A 15,373-nucleotide genomic window follows, 5' to 3' on the forward strand; every position below is an offset into this window, starting at 1 on the left:
GATTAAAATTCAAATTGTACGTCGCTCAGACGACGTTTGATCTCAGCAATAACACGTTTCTCTTCCTCTTCACCCTTCGCTTCAAAGGTTACGGAGAAACGAACAAAGTTACCGGCATCATCCCAAGGTACGGATGAGATCAGTTTCTCACGGATCAGGAATTGGGAGAAATCTTCGCCGGATTCAAAGCGACGTCCGCCAACCACACCTTTTGGTGCTTCTACATACAGGAAGAATGAACCTTTAGGTTTTTCAGCCTGGAAGCCCAGTTCGTTCAATGCGGCAACGAGCATGTCGTGACGGCGAGAATATTTCTCTGCAATTTTTTCCGTAATTTCAGGGTGATTCAATCCATAAGCAGCAGCCTTTTGAATCGCGATGAACTGACCGGAGTCATTGTTGTCCTTCACATCACTGAATGCTTTGACTACAAGCGGGTTACCCGCTACAAATCCGATTCTCCAACCTGTCATGTTGTAGGACTTGGACAGAGAGTGCAGCTCTACGCCGACATCCTTCGCACCAGGTACCGATAGGAAGCTGAACGGTTTTTTGCCATCATACGTCAATGCTGCATATGGAGCATCATGTACAACCACAACATTGTATTTCTTAGCCCACTCCACAACTTCAGTGAAGAACTCCACCGTCGCGCTTGCGCCTGTTGGGTTGTTCGGATAGTTCAGGTAGAGCAACTTCGCACGTTTTGCGATATCTTCCGGGATAGCCGTCAGATCAGGCAAGAAGTTATTCTCTTTCGTCAATTGGATGTTGAACACTTCTCCACCCAGATACTTCGTATGTGTACCCATAACCGGGTATCCTGGAACGGTCATGATCGTCACATCACCCGGATTGATGAAGCATGAAGGCATCATCGCCAAAGCCGGTTTTGAACCAATGGAGTGTACGATCTCAGTATCTGCATCGATACCTTCTACGTTGAATACGTTTTTCAGGTAGGAAGCAGCAGCAGCTTTGAATTCAGGAATACCATTGTCAGCATAACCACGATTCTCAGGTCTGGAAGCTTCTTCTGCAAGTGCAGCCACAATGCCTGCATCAGCCATTTCGTCCGGTTCACCTACACCAAGGTCAATCAGTTCCACATCGGGAAAATCTTTTTTGGCCGAAGCTTTGGCACGTTTGATTTTCTCGAATTTATAAATGTTCGTGTCTTTACCATAGTTGGAGCCACCGATACGGTCGGCAAAATTAGTCTGAATGTAAGTTTCTTGGTATTTATCGATACTCATAACGTTGTTCATCTCCTCATTTGACGCAAATTTCTACACTTTAATATGAAGCATTTGCGTGATCAAAGCCATGGACAAAGTATCCGAACATTTGTACTTTCTTGGAGCTGTTAACGACTGCGTAGCGAGGCGAGCACGTCTTCCATATCTTGCGGAATCGGAGCTGAAAATTCAAGGTATTCTCCCGTTGTTGGATGCACAAATCCAAGAATGGCCGCATGAAGAGCCTGTCCTTGCATTTTGATGCCTTTATTCCGTCCATAAGTTGGATCTCCTACAAGCGGGTGACCAATAAATTTCATGTGAACCCGAATCTGGTGAGTACGTCCTGTCTCCAGTTTCAATTCCAACAAGGTGTAATCATTAATCCGCTCAGTAACGGTAAAATGCGTAACGGCATGTTTACTGTTACGTTCCGTGACCGTATACATTTTGCGGTCATTGGTATCCCGTCCAATCGGTGCATCAATGGTCCCTTGATCATGGTTAAGATGACCATGAACGAGCGCAATATACCGTCTATTCACCGTATGTTCCTTCAACTGAGCAGCCAGTGATGCATGCGCACGATCGTTCTTGGCAGCCATGATCAGGCCGGATGTATCCTTATCAATACGATGCACAATACCAGGACGCAACTCCCCATTAATACCCGAGAGGTCTTTGCAGTGATGCATAAGTGCATTAACGAGGGTACCCGATGTGTGTCCTGGTGCCGGATGCACCACAAGACCACGCTGTTTGTTGATCACGATCAGGTCGCTGTCTTCATATACCACTTCCAGCGGAATATCTTCGGCAACGATCTCCACAGCAGCTGGTTCTGGAATCTGTAACTCAACCAGATCCCCTTCGGATAACTTGGCATTGGCTTTGACTACAGCACCATTTACCGTAACCATTCCGTCTCCGATCCACAATTGAACTTGGGAGCGAGATACGTTATCTACGGCTTCCGTAATATATTTATCAATTCGTTCTTTTTTATGTTCAGCGGCAACGGTCCATTCCATACGTTCATTGCCATTCATTAGTTCTTCGTCGTTAATCTGTTCCTTATTCGGATTACTCATGATGTTCATTCCCTTCAATCTTCGCGGCTGCTTTTTCGCGCCGTCCTTCAAGCAATGTCTCCACTATGATCAACCCTACACCGATGCAGATTGCCGAATCGGCGATGTTAAAAATGGGAAACGTATAACTTCCAAAATTAAGTTGTACAAAATCTACAACTTCTCCGGTCAAGGCCCGGTCAAGGAAGTTGCCAATTGCTCCACCAAGCACCAAACTAAGCGCCACAGGCAGCAATTTGTGCGGGGTATCTTTTACCTTTTGCAAATACCAAATCAAGGCAACGACCACAATCAACGTAACCACGATAAAGAACCAACGCTGGTCTTGCAGAATGCCAAATGCTGCACCTGAATTACGATGTGATGTGATGACAAAGAAATTGCCGATGACCGGAATTTCTTCTCTGAGTTCCATCCGGGTTGCAATCAGATACTTGGTTCCCTGATCCAATAAAAATACGATAAAAGCGAGGATATAATACACCACGTTTGTTTGTCACTCCGTTCTTGTCTTTTCCAAACGATACCAGGCTTACGCCAGACTTGTTTATTGTAGCACAGCTGTTTGGAAATCGTCCACGACGTGCTACATCGCAACGCTTATGGCAAAAACGATAACATTTCCCTTCTGTAATCTTGCCCTCAATGGCACATCCTACAATAGAGTCAAAATCCGGATTCCAGCATGAAAGCAGAAAGGGGAAAATCATGTCACATTTTACTAACAAACAACTGCAATTTCTACGTTCCCAACTGATGTCCGATAAGCGCGATATTGAACATAGACTTTCGGAAAACGAGCATTATGGACTTGGAGACTCCCTTAAACTACAGACAGGTGAATTATCACCAATTGATAACCATCCTGGCGACATAGCCACGGAGGTGTATGAACGCGAGAAAGATATTTCCCTGCTGGAACATGATGAATTTCAATTGGAACGAATCGATTCTGCACTGCACTCCATTGAAGAAGGACATTACGGTACGTGTGCGGTCTGTCAGCAACCCATCCCTTATGAACGCATGGAAGCTGTCCCCTACACAAAATACTGCAAAAAACATCAACCAGAAACCGTTGTCTCTGAGAACCGCCCTGTAGAGGAAGAATTCCTTGCCCCGGCATTTGGTCGAACCAGTCTGGACGAGCGTGATGATCAAAATGGCTTCGATGGTGAAGACACTTGGCAGATTGTTGAAAGTTGGGGCACATCGAACTCACCAGCCATGGCTGAAGGACGCGATATCGACAGCTATGATGTTATGGCGATTGAAGCTACCGATGAAGTGGAAGGCTGCGTTGAAGCGTACGAAAGTTTTGTTGCCACGGACATCTATGGTCATGACGTCTCCATCGTGCGCAATAGGCAATATCGTCAGTACCTGGAGAACCGTGAGGGCGAGGGTCTGTTAGAACCGGATATGGAGACGGATGACATTTACTAAATGTACTTTGATATCTTTCACCTTTAATTACTAATCGCTTAGTAAGTGTTCATATCAAGCTGACGCTGGACAATGCGCACAATATCAGCGATGTAATCTCCAACAATGGGAAGATTGAGCGCCCCAAGTAGCTGCAAAACGTAAATGATCGTTGCTGCGAAAAAGGTAAACCCAATCGCAATCCCCACACCTCGTGCGGCTCCTGACAACAGGTTAAGTCCAATCAATTTCCATGGCCTGTTCAGCAATTCTGTGTATTGCGCAATTCGTGAACGTTCCAGTTCATTCGCCAGACGGTTTGTCAGGGTATGTAACTCTTCAATTTTGTCATGGGAATTCAGATTATCTGATGTTGATTGTTGTGAAGTGGATGCGGTTTGCTTGTCATGTTCGCTCATGTTTTGGTCAGTTCCTTTGATCAATATAGATTGACTGCACTATAGAATCATTGCCTTATTGCCTAAAAAACAAACGAGCCCAGATACAGGGAATATGTCCCTGCCACTGCGGCTCGTTTGTTTATACTCTATATTCTGTCCTAATTGAATGGGACATGCTCCGAATTACGCTTCGATGTAAATACCGATCGATTTGCCTCCGGCTTCAACACGTTCCATGGACTCATTTGGGCCAAATGTCACTTCGGTTACGAGAACATTTTCACGCAAGACATCATCAAACGCCTGAATAGCTTCCTGAAGGGATGCATCCACATCCAGTGTCAAACGTACTCTTTTCTCAATTGGGAGGTCCAGTCGTTTCCGGGTATCCTGCACAGCACGAACCACTTCACGAACCCAGCCTTCCTGTTCCAATGCTGGCGTGATTTCGGTATTGAGCGCAACCGTCAGACCGTAACCTGATGCTGAAGCAAAGCCTGATTTGGCCTGTTTATCAACCAATAATTCTTCGCTCGTCACTTGCAGCTCTTCACCTTCCGGTGAAACGATGTTCAGTACACCTTCCGAAACCACTTTACGCGTCTCATCGGCTGACATTCCTTTGAAGAAGTTTTGCAGGAACCCTACGTTTTTACCGTATTTCTTACCTGCGACCTTCAGGTTCAGCTTCAATGTAAAGTCAACGAATTCCGCATCATTATGCTCAGTACGGATTCCTTTTACATTGATCTCTTCTTTGATGATCTCTTCATAACTTGTCAGGTCAAAGCCTTTATCCAGGGAAACGATCAATTCGGACAGTGGCTGACGTGTCTTAATGCCTGTTTCGTTACGAACGTTACGGGCAAGTTCAACCACGCGGCGAGCCGTCTCCATATCCTGTTCCAGTCCTGCATCAATCAGCGCTTCATTAGCTACCGGATAGTCTTCCATGTGCACACTCTCACCTGTTGCAAGGTTCAGATAGATGTCTTCTGCCAGCATCGGTGTGAACGGAGCAACCAACTTCGCAGTAGTCACCAGTACCTCAGTCAATGTGCGGTAAGCGTCCAATTTATCGTCTGTCAGGCCACTTCCCCAGAAACGGTCGCGGGAACGACGGATGTACCAGTTACTCAACTCATCAACAAATGCTTCAATCGCTTTGGAAGAGTTCAGATAGTCGTTAACCAGCAGCGCTTTTTCTACAACCAGGATCAGGCTGTTCAGTCTCGACAGAATCCAGCGATCCAGCTTGTGTGCGGACAGTTGGAACGGGTGCTCCTGTGGATCAAATCCATCAATGGTAGCATAAAGCGTCAGAAATGCATGGGTGTTAACCAGCGTATCCACCATTTTGGATTTGGCTTCCCCTACGATACCTTTGGAGAAACGTTTGCTGTTCCACGGTGCACTGTCAGACAACAAAGCCCAGCGGAATGCATCTGTACCGTATTCTTCAATTACTTCCCAAGGATCGATAACGTTACCTTTGGATTTGGACATCTTCTGTCCGTTCTCGTCAAGAACGTGTCCTGTAGCCATAACCGCTTTGTAAGGCGCTTTGCCTGTCAAAAGGGTGGAAACCGCCAGCAAGCTGTAGAACCAGCCACGTGTCTGGTCAATTCCCTCACAGATCATATCCGCAGGATACTGCTGTTCGAATACTTCTTTATTTTCAAATGGATAGTGCTGCTGGGCAAACGGCATGGAGCCGCTGTCGAACCAGACATCGATCACTTCCGGTGTACGTTTCATCTCATATTTGCCACAAGAGCTCATGACTTTAACGTCATCCACATATGGTTTATGCAATTCAAGATTCTCTGGCACATCACCTACCGCACGAGCACGCAATTCTGCAATGCTGTGTGGTGCAAATTGTTCGCCAGTCTCCTCACACACCCAGATGTTCAGCGGAGTTCCCCAATAACGATCACGGCTGATATTCCAATCCACCAGATCCTCAAGGAATTTCCCGAAGCGACCTTCACGAACGTGACCGGGGTACCAATCCACTTCACTGTTGTTGGCAATCAATTGGTCCTTGATGGCTGTTGTTTGGATAAACCAACTGTCCATTGCATAGTACAGAAGCGGTGTATCACAACGCCAGCAGAACGGATAGCTGTGCTCATATTTTTCTTTGCTGAACAAACGTCCATGCTCAGACAGATATCTTACGATATCAATATCACAATCCTTCACGAAACGTCCGGCAAAGTCAGTAACCTCAGCAACAAATTTACCTTCCAAGTCCACCATGTTCACAAAGCTGATCCCATTCTCACGGCATACACGGTAGTCATCTTCACCATGGGCAGGAGCCATGTGTACGATACCCGTACCACTTGCATCCGTTACAAAGCTTGCACCCAGAATGATGTTGGCTTTCTCAGCCTGTACGTAGTTGAACGGAGGATCATACGTTTTGCCAACCAGATCGGCACCTTTCAGTGCACCGATGATCTCATACTCACCCTTGGCATCTTTCATCACTTTTTCAACCAGATTGGTTGCCATGATGTACACTTCATCACCTTGACGAACACGGGAGTAGTCCATATCCGGATTCACGGCAAGTGCAACGTGTGAAGGCAGTGTCCAAGGTGTTGTCGTCCAAGCCAGTACAAATTCTCCGCTGTCATTCAGTTTGAATTTCGCTGTAGCACTCAGATCTTTGACGTCTTTGTACCCTTGTGCAACTTCATGGGAACTCAGTGTTGTCTGACAAGAAGGACAATACGGGCTCACACGGTGACCACGATACAACAGGCCTTTCTCATGGATTGTCGCCAGGATGTTCCATACACTCTCGATGTAGTTGTTATCAAGGGTAATATACGGGTTATCCATATCCGTCCAATATCCGATACCTTCTGTCAGATCACGCCATTGTTGCTCGTATTCGAATACGCTCGCTTTACATTCATTAATGAATTTCTCCACGCCGTAATCTTCGATTTCCCACTTGTGGGAGATACCAAGCTTTTTCTGTACACCCAGTTCTACAGGCAGACCATGTGTATCCCAACCTGCTTTACGAACAACACGGTAACCCTTCATCGTGTTATACCGTCCAACAAAATCCTTGATTACCCGTCCCAGTACGTGACCGATATGCGGTTTACCGTTTGCTGTAGGCGGCCCTTCATAAAATACGAAGTTTGGCTTGCCCTCCCGGTTTTCGATGGATCTTTTAAATGTATTCTCCGTTTTCCATTTATCTAACACGCGTAATTCTCTGGCACGTGCCTTCTCTTTGACGTCAACTCGTTGCATGATGATTATCTTCCCTTTCTTTGGTTGGATTGTGGACCGTCCACAAAAAGCGTTTCAATCCCCCTAAATCCCCCTTGCCAAGGGGGACCCCATAGGCGCTCCGCCCTCTGGACACCCGGGATGGGTTGTCGGTGGGGGATCGGTTGCGCTTATGGGCGAGGGGTGGATGTGCGTAGTGGCGGCCATTTTGCGGCTGTTCCCTGCGTGAACGCCGCATGGCCTTACCGCGAGGCGGGCGTTGCCGGGTGCTTCGCTTTCCCGGCGGGCGGCTCTCTCCTTGAGGTCCCTTCGGGCCTCATGGACGTTCGCCTTTTTTGGACACAAAAAAGCCCCGTCCCTGGAAAGGGACGAGGCTATACTCGCGTTACCACCCTAATTCTGTTCATCACAAACCACATCCAGGCAAGCCTGGGTATGCTCTGTCATCAACAGCGCTTATGCCCTGCTAAACTACCGCAGGGTGCCGTTATAACGTACGGCTTACGGTTCGGCTTACACACGGAAATCAAGATCACCGCTTCAGCGTCACTTCTCCGGGGAGATATTCGGCTATAACTCATCCATTGGTTTGCACCAACCACCAACTCTCTGAGGGATGAGATCATAACGTACTGAACCCGTCATGGAATCACTATTCATTATGAATATAGTTATAGCCTCTTTGCAGACAAAAGTCAACCAGGCGACAGACTAATAAATTTCTTTCATCTCCCGCTCACGGTCACGCACTTCCTGCTCCCGGCTCTCCAGCACTTCCCAACCATCCTGAGTCAACAGTTCAAGCTGCGCTTCAACAAGCGTGCGGAAACGGGCACGATAAATCGAGGCCTGCTTTTTCAGTTCTTCCACTTCCAAAGCAATTTTGCGAGATTTGCCCAACGATTCGTTCACGATCCGGTCTGCATTTTTCTCTGCTTCCTTCACGATCAACTGCGCTTCTTTCTTCGCATTACCCTTCACATCATCAGCAGCTTCCTGCGCAATGATAATCGTTTTGCTAAGCGTCTCTTCAATTGTAGAAAAATGATCCAGTTTCTCCTGAACGGACAGCAACTGATTGCTCAGCTCTTTGTTCTCGCGAATGACGCCTTCGTAATCTTTGATGACTTGATCCAGGAATTCATTGACTTCATCCTCGTCATACCCGCGCAAACGTCGGGAAAATTCCTTGTTGTGTATGTCCAGCGGCGTTAATGGCATGCTGTCCACCTCCTGTTAAAGTTCCTTCCCGTCCAGAGAAGGTTTGCAGCATATGGGTACCACCCAAGGGGCCGTATCGTTGATGCCTAACCTTGGCAACGTATACGGAATGCAGGATCAGAATTGCATCCTCCAACGTTCATGTAAAGCTTTGACTTAATGTTTATCGGATACACCGCGTATTTTCTACACCTTTATGATAAACATTTCGACAAGAAAGCGGATTTTCCTGCAACAGACTCAGGCAAATTTGCCGATTTTCACTCGGCAACGCCCTTTTTTGGTCATCCCATCCTGTTCCATAACCTTGAAGCGGCCAAATCCCTGAATGGATACAACATCACCCGCTTTTAGCGATTTGGAGGGATCTTCCTCAACTTTCCAGTTCACACGGCAGCGACCAGCTTTGATCGGCGCCAGCACTTTACTGCGACTAAGCCGATACACATCTGCGCAGATTCCATCCAAACGAAGAGAAGCGACCGTGATGTCCATCGTCTCCAGTTTACTCTCTGACCATCGCATCTGATTCAAAGGAAGTAACTCTGTGAACACATGTAACCGATGCACCTGATTCAGTTGAAGCGATAAAAAAGCGCCGGTTTCCGCCGCCACCACTGTATGGCAACCGTCCTCCAGCACTTGGATATCCCCGATCTTTCCACGTTTCATCCCAAGCCCGAGCAGGGAACCCATATAGTCCCCATGCTCCAGCTCCGAGATTTTCTGATCATCAGACGTAATACTGAGCACCTGCATACCCATATCCTCATCATCCAGATACATATAATCAGGTGCAACCAGCGCACGCTTGCGTTCAGCAGCCTCGTAACCACCATCCAGACGAATCTGAACGTCGTTACGGCGATTGGCAAGAGTCTGTAATATAAAAACCTGTCTTGGATCAAGAAAGTCAGTTAGCTTCATGTCATGATACTTACCCGCCTGCTCAACCCAATCCGAAGCCTTATCTACAAAATCCCGCTCATCATGGCTAAAATGTTCGTAAATTTCACCGCTCATCTATGTCACCCTACCCTAATATGCAAAATACCGAAGTATGGAGATCAGCCCATTAAGCGCAAGTTGCAGAACGATCAGCGCCACAATCGGGGAAATATCCAGCACACCGAACAAAGGCGGTATAAATCGGCGAAACGGTCTTAGATATGGTTCCACTAATTTGCCCAGCCATTCACCGATGAAGCTTTCCCGCGCATTGGGAAGCCAAGACATCAATATGTAGACAATGACCATGTAAAAGTAAATCTGGTATAACGTGTACAACACGCTTTCAATCTGATACAAAAGTGGCTCACCTCATTCTGTTATAATCTTGCTCGCTGTCAGCCAGTATTTCCGTAATTGATCCCTGAATTTCAACCGTATCTGGCGTACAGAGAAAAATGTTTCCGCCGATTTTGGAAATACCGCCACCCAATGCATATACCGTGCCACTCAAAAAATCTATAACGCGCAGCGCTTGGTCCTGGCGAATTCGTTGCAAGTTCACCACAACGGTACGATGCGAACGCAGATGGTCGGCAATTTCCTGAGCCTCGTCATAAGAACGCGGTTCATACAGGACAACTTTAACATTTTTCTGGGAATGAATGCTCACCACATTATTCCCCCTTTGGTTTCTACGTTTATCGAGACTGGAGGTTTCAGCTTCCTGATGTTCAGCCTCATTTTCCTCCTGCGCAGCCATTCGTTCACGTTCCACAATCTCTTCCTCTTCCTGAAGTCCGAGGAAATTCATAAATTTATTCATTACGCCCATCGTGAACCCTCCTCTTTTCCTACGAGAATCGATCCTAGCCGTACCCAGGTTGCACCTTCTTCAATGGCCACTTCAAAATCATTGGACATCCCCATCGACAGTTCAGTCAATGGTTCTGCTGTAAGGGCTTGTCCATTCAGTTGATCTCTCAGCTCACGCAATCCACGAAATACGGGACGCGTCAGCTCCGGATCTTCCTCATGAGGTGCCATGGTCATCAGGCCAACGACCTTGAGATTGTTGAACGAACGAATATCACGCAAAAAAGAACTTGCCTGTTCAGGCTGTAAGCCATACTTGCTCTCTTCACCCGAAATATTCACCTGCAAAAACGTTTCCACTTGGATGCCAAGTGAAGCTGCTTTTTTATCCAACTCCTTCGCCAATGACAAACGATCCAGTGAATGTATGTAACGAAACTTGCCAATCACGTCTTTCACCTTGTTTGTCTGCAAATGACCGATAAAGTGCCAGGTCCCCTGCTGACCAAAAGCTTCCCATTTGGCCTGTGCATCCTGCCACCGGTTTTCTCCAATATGCTCAAGACCATGATCCAGCACCGATCCCGTTGTTTCAAGTGAGACATATTTCGTGACCGCAATCACATTCACATCATCACGATGACGGTTACTGCGCCGACATGCGTCCTCGATCTTCTGATTTACCTGTTGAATACGCTCCTCCAATGACACAGAGGGTCACCTCTCTTCCAGCCCAATCCAGCTCGCCATCCGCCCCGTAACACCATTTTCCTTCCGATAGGAGAAAAATAGTTCGGGATGACAACTTGTACACCATGTTGTACATTCGATATGATCCGGCATTATTCCTGCTTTCATCATAATGTGTCGATTACATTCTTTCAAGTTTAACATCGTTTTACCGTTATTCACGGCTCGATATGCTTGTTTAGAAGCAGAATCCTTGTATTTATCATTAACCGGGGAATCATCAAACCAAACCCGTACATGCTGCATGACCGCCTCATCCACTTCATAACAGCAATCCCCAATCGACGGACCGATTGCAGCTCGAATGTCCTGCCTACGGCTGCCATACTCCCGTTCCATCGTCTCCACCATGGATACAGCGATACCCGCGACTGTACCTTTCCAGCCGGCATGAGCAAGACCTACCGCCTGCTGCACAGGGTCATGGAAATAAAGCGGAACACAGTCTGCGTAGAAAGAAGTCAGCAGCACACCAGGCACATTCGTGACCAATCCATCCGTATCCTGCAACGCAGATTGACGATCAAGTAATCCTCTGCTCCGATCTTCAGCGGTAATTACAGCTACATGTTTGCCATGCACCTGCTCTCCACAGGTCCATGCTTCTGCTGCAAAACCAAGCTTCTCGGTTACAAGCCTACGGTTGTTAAGTACAACTTCAGGGTCATCCCCCACATGATAAGCACAATTGAGCGTAGCATACGGAACTTTTCCAACTCCACCATGCCTCGTCGTAAACCCGACTGACAGCTGTTCAAATTGCTGTGTCCAGGGCTCAACATATAATAATAACGGATCAGGACCGAAATCTGAATTTGGGTTCTTGGTCCGTTCAAGTAATTCTTTATCCAATACAAAGGGTTCCATTATCTCACCTCACCACTTCCAGTGTACCAAATGAGCCACATTCTGTCTCATTTATATCGTTCGACGCTGATTACGTTCCGACCGTTCAATGCGTTCCACTCGCTCTGTGCGGTTATGCTGCTGTTCATCATACAGGCGCGCTTCGCGATCACGCTCGTCATACGTATTTTCCTTCACCTCATCCATCTTCACCAGTATCACATCTGAACCAATCTTCACAATGTTTCTCCAGGGAATCACCAGATCCGTTCCCCCGCCAAAAAGACCCATAAAACGGCTGTACCCCGGCACAACAATCGCTTCAATTCGTCCCTGCTTCAGATCCAGCTCCAAATCACTGATCTGACCGAGGCGTTTACCATCCGTAATGTTAATGACATCCTTTGTCTGAAAGTCCGAGATTTTCATGCCTCGTGCCGCTACTTCGCTCGTATTTACTTTCATTCATTCCCGCCCCCTGTTATTCCTCTTCTGCCCGTTCTTCACGCTTCTATACAATATATGTTTCAGGGGCGAAAAATGTCCTGTTTTTCATCAAATGTGGAAACGGTCCAAAACAAAAAGACGACCAACGGTATACACTGCCCCGATTGATCGTCCTTCTGCCTTTGCATCGTGTTATGACTTTACATGTTTTTGCATCTGTTGTATCGCTGATTTCTCCAGACGTGATACCTGAGCCTGGGAAATGCCAATTTCATCAGCCACTTCCATCTGGGTTTTCCCTTCGAAAAACCGCATCGACAGAATCATTTTTTCCCGCTGACCAAGACGATGCATCGCTTCACGAAGTGCAATTTCCTCGATCCATGACACATCCTTGTTTCTGTCATCGCTGATCTGATCCATAACATAGATCGGATCTCCACCATCATGATAAATCGGTTCGAAGAGCGAGACCGGGTCCTGAATGGCGTCCAATGCAAAAACAACATCTTCCTTCGGCACATTCAGTACTTCCGCAATTTCGAATATCGTCGGTTCCCGGGAATTTTTATTCGTCAGGCTGTCACGGACCTGAAGTGCTTTGTAAGCAATGTCCCTCAAGGAGCGAGATACCCGAATTGGGTTATTATCACGCAGGTATCGACGGATTTCACCGATAATCATCGGCACCGCGTAGGTTGAAAATTTGACATTCTGGGATAAATCAAAATTATCAATGGCTTTCATCAGGCCGATGCAACCAACCTGGAACAGATCATCGACAAACTCCCCCCGATTGTTAAAACGCTGAATGACACTGAGTACCAGACGCAGGTTGCCATTCACTAATTTCTCTCTTGCTGAGCGATCATGGTGTTGCTGAAGGGAATGAAACAATTCCCGCATTTCAGTGTTGGTGAGGACAGGCAATTTTGCGGTGTCCACGCCACAAATCTCGACTTTGTTTCGGGTCATCGTGATTTACCTCCCAAGGAGAAACATTAATGTACATTATCTCCGGGGCAGGCTTTTTTATTCGTACTTGGCACCCTTGCCAGTAATACCCATTCTGACCAATGATGTATTTCAGACCATTTTATTGAACTCCTTGCGAAGTCTTTTAATGATTCTTTTTTCGAGTCGAGAGATGTAGGATTGGGAGATTCCGAGGAGATCGGCTACATCTTTTTGTGTCTTTTCTTCCCCATCCGTCAGGCCAAAACGAAGCTCCATAATCATTCGCTCGCGCTCCGTTAATTTTTCCAGTGCCTTGTGCAAAAGTTTCCGGTCTACCTGCTCTTCAATATTCCGATAGATTGTATCGTTTTCTGTACCCAATACATCGGATAATAATAGTTCATTTCCATCCCAATCAATGTTGAGCGGTTCATCAAAAGAAACTTCAGTTCGGATCTTACTATTACGTCTCAGGTACATCAAAATTTCATTTTCGATACAACGTGAAGCATAGGTTGCCAGTTTGATTTTCTTTTCCGGGTCAAATGTATTAACTGCCTTGATCAATCCGATCGCTCCAATGGAGACCAAATCCTCAATATTGATTCCTGTGTTTTCAAACTTTCGTGCAATGTACACCACCAGACGCAGGTTGCGCTCAATGAGCATCGCGCGAATGGCCGAGTCTCCCGAGGATAATTTTTGCAGCAAAAATTCTTCCTCTTCCCTTGTCAAAGGCGGCGGAAGTGCCTCACTTCCCCCAATATAATAAATCTCTTCACTTTTGAGTCCCAACAAAAATAACAGACGGTAATATTGCAGCTGCGCCACCAGTTTCCATTTCACAAGCATGTACGTTCCTCCTATACCACATTCAGCGGCTTTTCTGTTGCTCCCGCAGAGAGAGCCGTAGACTGCGCAGAAGCAGCGTCTTGCACAAGTTCAGGATGAATCACGGCCTGGTATTTCCCATCCGACGACAAAACACCTCCATCCAGCCCAATAAGTACCCTTGTCGTCTCATAACATGTTTCCTCCATCGTCACCTTCACCCGGTCTGGCTTCATTGCCAGCATAAACGCAGTCCCTTTGTTAATGCCCCGATAAGGCACCAGCCGCAGTCGATCCTGCCACTGAAAACTTTCCTGATCAAGCTCCAGAATAAGGTTGTCCGGCGCCTCGTCCTTGAGTCTACCCTTCCATGAAGCGGGTAACATGTCTTGCCATAACGAAACCTCCATTACCATGACCGGCATGCGCGATAAGGGATCTGTGAGTTGATTGCCCGTATCCAGAAGGCCTGTACAAGAAATGACTACCTCATCGATGCAGACCTCAACTTTACCCAAATAGGTCGTCATGCGATCCGTTTTCCGTTTGGAACTCTGCACAGCTTTGAATAAAAACAGGATAGAAAAAAATACGATAAACGTGAACCAGAAAGCAATTTTCAGATCAAATGACATACCGCCAGAAGCCGTGAACCAAATGCCGTTAAACAACTCACCGGAGCTCTGAAGCATGTAATGCACACCCAGAATACCTCCGGCAGCGACAAAATTAATCACATAGAAGGTACCGAGCGTCCTCGCAAAAGCCTGCAGACCTTTAAAACCAAAAGCAATCGTAAGCATGACCAGCGAGAACCCGAACTTGATCAGAAAGGTGAACATAAAATCAAACTCCGGTACAAACATCATGACCACGTATAATGCACCCACAATGGCTGACAGCAACCATCGCCACCAAACCAGCTTTGTCTTGCGCATCCAGGCGGTCATTCCGATGAGTGCACCGTCAATACACAGGTTTGTCAAAAAAATTAGATCCACATAAACAACCAAAGTCTTCACCTGCCTGCGCGCAACATATCGAAATACCGGTACCCGATATCCTGATATTCATGAGCATATTCACAAGTATACGGAGCCCCCTGTTCAAAGTCTGTCTAATCATGGGGGTGTGGTTCCAA

Annotated in this window: 16 protein-coding genes and 1 other annotated feature; of the genes, 1 reads left to right on the forward strand and 15 read right to left on the reverse strand. The window is 46.8% G+C overall.

The window, feature by feature from the left end:
* Window positions 1-2: 2 nt before the first annotated feature.
* The 3 genes from MHI55_RS21735 to lspA form a co-directional block, all read right to left on the reverse strand.
* Entirely contained in the window at window positions 3-1,256 is a 1,254-nt protein-coding gene (locus MHI55_RS21735; RefSeq protein WP_036674844.1) for an LL-diaminopimelate aminotransferase, read from the reverse strand.
* Between the two features lie 110 nt (window positions 1,257-1,366).
* Entirely contained in the window at window positions 1,367-2,338 is a 972-nt protein-coding gene (locus tag MHI55_RS21740; protein WP_047843741.1) for an RluA family pseudouridine synthase, read from the reverse strand.
* The gene (gene lspA, locus MHI55_RS21745) at window positions 2,322-2,816 is read right to left on the reverse strand and encodes a signal peptidase II (RefSeq protein ID WP_017687321.1); all 495 of its coding nucleotides are present in this window, start codon (window positions 2,814-2,816) and stop codon (window positions 2,322-2,324) included. Before lspA ends, MHI55_RS21740 begins: the two co-directional genes overlap by 17 nt.
* 221 nt (window positions 2,817-3,037) lie before the next feature.
* Here lspA and MHI55_RS21750 point away from each other — a divergent pair, with 221 nt between their 5' ends.
* Window positions 3,038-3,775: a TraR/DksA C4-type zinc finger protein gene (locus tag MHI55_RS21750; protein ID WP_047843742.1), complete on the forward strand. Its 738-nt coding sequence runs from the start codon at window positions 3,038-3,040 to the stop codon at window positions 3,773-3,775.
* 38 nt (window positions 3,776-3,813) lie between these two features.
* Here the strand turns inward: MHI55_RS21750 and MHI55_RS21755 are convergent, their stop codons facing one another.
* The 12 genes from MHI55_RS21755 to spoIIGA all read right to left on the reverse strand — a co-directional run bounded on the left by MHI55_RS21755 (window position 3,814) and on the right by spoIIGA (window position 15,245).
* Window positions 3,814-4,173: a DUF5665 domain-containing protein gene (locus tag MHI55_RS21755; RefSeq protein WP_017687319.1), complete on the reverse strand. Its 360-nt coding sequence runs from the start codon at window positions 4,171-4,173 to the stop codon at window positions 3,814-3,816.
* A gap of 165 nt (window positions 4,174-4,338) precedes the next feature.
* The gene (gene ileS, locus MHI55_RS21760) at window positions 4,339-7,437 is read right to left on the reverse strand and encodes an isoleucine--tRNA ligase (RefSeq protein WP_340386876.1); all 3,099 of its coding nucleotides are present in this window, start codon (window positions 7,435-7,437) and stop codon (window positions 4,339-4,341) included.
* Window positions 7,438-7,777: 340 nt separating this feature from the next.
* Window positions 7,778-8,070: a binding site (T-box leader), on the reverse strand.
* A gap of 57 nt (window positions 8,071-8,127) precedes the next feature.
* A complete protein-coding gene (locus tag MHI55_RS21765) occupies window positions 8,128-8,637 on the reverse strand; it encodes a DivIVA domain-containing protein (protein ID WP_017687316.1) in 510 nt (169 codons plus the stop codon).
* Between the two features lie 240 nt (window positions 8,638-8,877).
* Window positions 8,878-9,660 carry a YlmH/Sll1252 family protein gene (locus tag MHI55_RS21770; RefSeq protein WP_338706577.1) on the reverse strand — a complete coding sequence of 261 codons (783 nt, stop codon included), beginning with the start codon at window positions 9,658-9,660 and terminating at the stop codon, window positions 8,878-8,880.
* 15 nt (window positions 9,661-9,675) lie between these two features.
* Window positions 9,676-9,945, reverse strand: a complete 270-nt coding sequence (locus MHI55_RS21775) for a YggT family protein (protein WP_036674839.1) — start codon at window positions 9,943-9,945, stop codon at window positions 9,676-9,678.
* A gap of 7 nt (window positions 9,946-9,952) precedes the next feature.
* Window positions 9,953-10,420, reverse strand: a complete 468-nt coding sequence (locus MHI55_RS21780) for a cell division protein SepF (protein WP_036614853.1) — start codon at window positions 10,418-10,420, stop codon at window positions 9,953-9,955.
* Window positions 10,411-11,112: a YggS family pyridoxal phosphate-dependent enzyme gene (locus MHI55_RS21785; RefSeq protein WP_036614854.1), complete on the reverse strand. Its 702-nt coding sequence runs from the start codon at window positions 11,110-11,112 to the stop codon at window positions 10,411-10,413. Before MHI55_RS21785 ends, MHI55_RS21780 begins: the two co-directional genes overlap by 10 nt.
* 6 nt (window positions 11,113-11,118) lie before the next feature.
* Window positions 11,119-12,018 (reverse strand): peptidoglycan editing factor PgeF, encoded by a 900-nt coding sequence (gene pgeF / locus MHI55_RS21790; RefSeq protein ID WP_340386879.1) that lies wholly within the window; start codon window positions 12,016-12,018, stop codon window positions 11,119-11,121.
* A 51-nt stretch (window positions 12,019-12,069) separates the two neighbouring features.
* Complete coding sequence (locus tag MHI55_RS21795; protein WP_017687310.1) at window positions 12,070-12,462, reverse strand: YlmC/YmxH family sporulation protein; 393 nt, start codon at window positions 12,460-12,462, stop codon at window positions 12,070-12,072.
* A 174-nt stretch (window positions 12,463-12,636) separates the two neighbouring features.
* The gene (gene sigG / locus MHI55_RS21800; RefSeq protein ID WP_017687309.1) at window positions 12,637-13,419 is read right to left on the reverse strand and encodes an RNA polymerase sporulation sigma factor SigG; all 783 of its coding nucleotides are present in this window, start codon (window positions 13,417-13,419) and stop codon (window positions 12,637-12,639) included.
* A gap of 111 nt (window positions 13,420-13,530) precedes the next feature.
* A complete protein-coding gene (sigE, locus tag MHI55_RS21805; RefSeq protein ID WP_017687308.1) occupies window positions 13,531-14,253 on the reverse strand; it encodes an RNA polymerase sporulation sigma factor SigE in 723 nt (240 codons plus the stop codon).
* An 11-nt stretch (window positions 14,254-14,264) separates the two neighbouring features.
* Complete coding sequence (gene spoIIGA, locus MHI55_RS21810; RefSeq protein WP_047843746.1) at window positions 14,265-15,245, reverse strand: sigma-E processing peptidase SpoIIGA; 981 nt, start codon at window positions 15,243-15,245, stop codon at window positions 14,265-14,267.
* Between the last annotated feature and the right edge of the window lie 128 nt (window positions 15,246-15,373).

This window comes from Paenibacillus sp. FSL E2-0151 (genome assembly GCF_037993015.1).
Lineage (GTDB): Bacteria > Bacillota > Bacilli > Paenibacillales > Paenibacillaceae > Paenibacillus > Paenibacillus amylolyticus.

Excerpts from the sequence above, each read along its gene's own strand:
- sigG (WP_017687309.1), bottom strand. The coding sequence starts at position 13,419 with ATGACCCGAAACAAAGTCGAGATTTGTGGCGTGGACACCGCAAAATTG.
- MHI55_RS21750 (WP_047843742.1), top strand. The coding sequence starts at position 3,038 with ATGTCACATTTTACTAACAAACAACTGCAATTTCTACGTTCCCAACTG.
- MHI55_RS21795 (WP_017687310.1), bottom strand. The coding sequence starts at position 12,462 with ATGAAAGTAAATACGAGCGAAGTAGCGGCACGAGGCATGAAAATCTCG.
- MHI55_RS21755 (WP_017687319.1), bottom strand. The coding sequence starts at position 4,173 with ATGAGCGAACATGACAAGCAAACCGCATCCACTTCACAACAATCAACA.
- MHI55_RS21780 (WP_036614853.1), bottom strand. The coding sequence starts at position 10,420 with ATGGGCGTAATGAATAAATTTATGAATTTCCTCGGACTTCAGGAAGAG.
- MHI55_RS21765 (WP_017687316.1), bottom strand. The coding sequence starts at position 8,637 with ATGCCATTAACGCCGCTGGACATACACAACAAGGAATTTTCCCGACGT.
- MHI55_RS21770 (WP_338706577.1), bottom strand. The coding sequence starts at position 9,660 with ATGAGCGGTGAAATTTACGAACATTTTAGCCATGATGAGCGGGATTTT.
- pgeF (WP_340386879.1), bottom strand. The coding sequence starts at position 12,018 with ATGGAACCCTTTGTATTGGATAAAGAATTACTTGAACGGACCAAGAAC.
- sigE (WP_017687308.1), bottom strand. The coding sequence starts at position 14,253 with ATGCTTGTGAAATGGAAACTGGTGGCGCAGCTGCAATATTACCGTCTG.
- MHI55_RS21740 (WP_047843741.1), bottom strand. The coding sequence starts at position 2,338 with ATGAACATCATGAGTAATCCGAATAAGGAACAGATTAACGACGAAGAA.
- MHI55_RS21735 (WP_036674844.1), bottom strand. The coding sequence starts at position 1,256 with ATGAGTATCGATAAATACCAAGAAACTTACATTCAGACTAATTTTGCC.
- ileS (WP_340386876.1), bottom strand. The coding sequence starts at position 7,437 with ATGCAACGAGTTGACGTCAAAGAGAAGGCACGTGCCAGAGAATTACGC.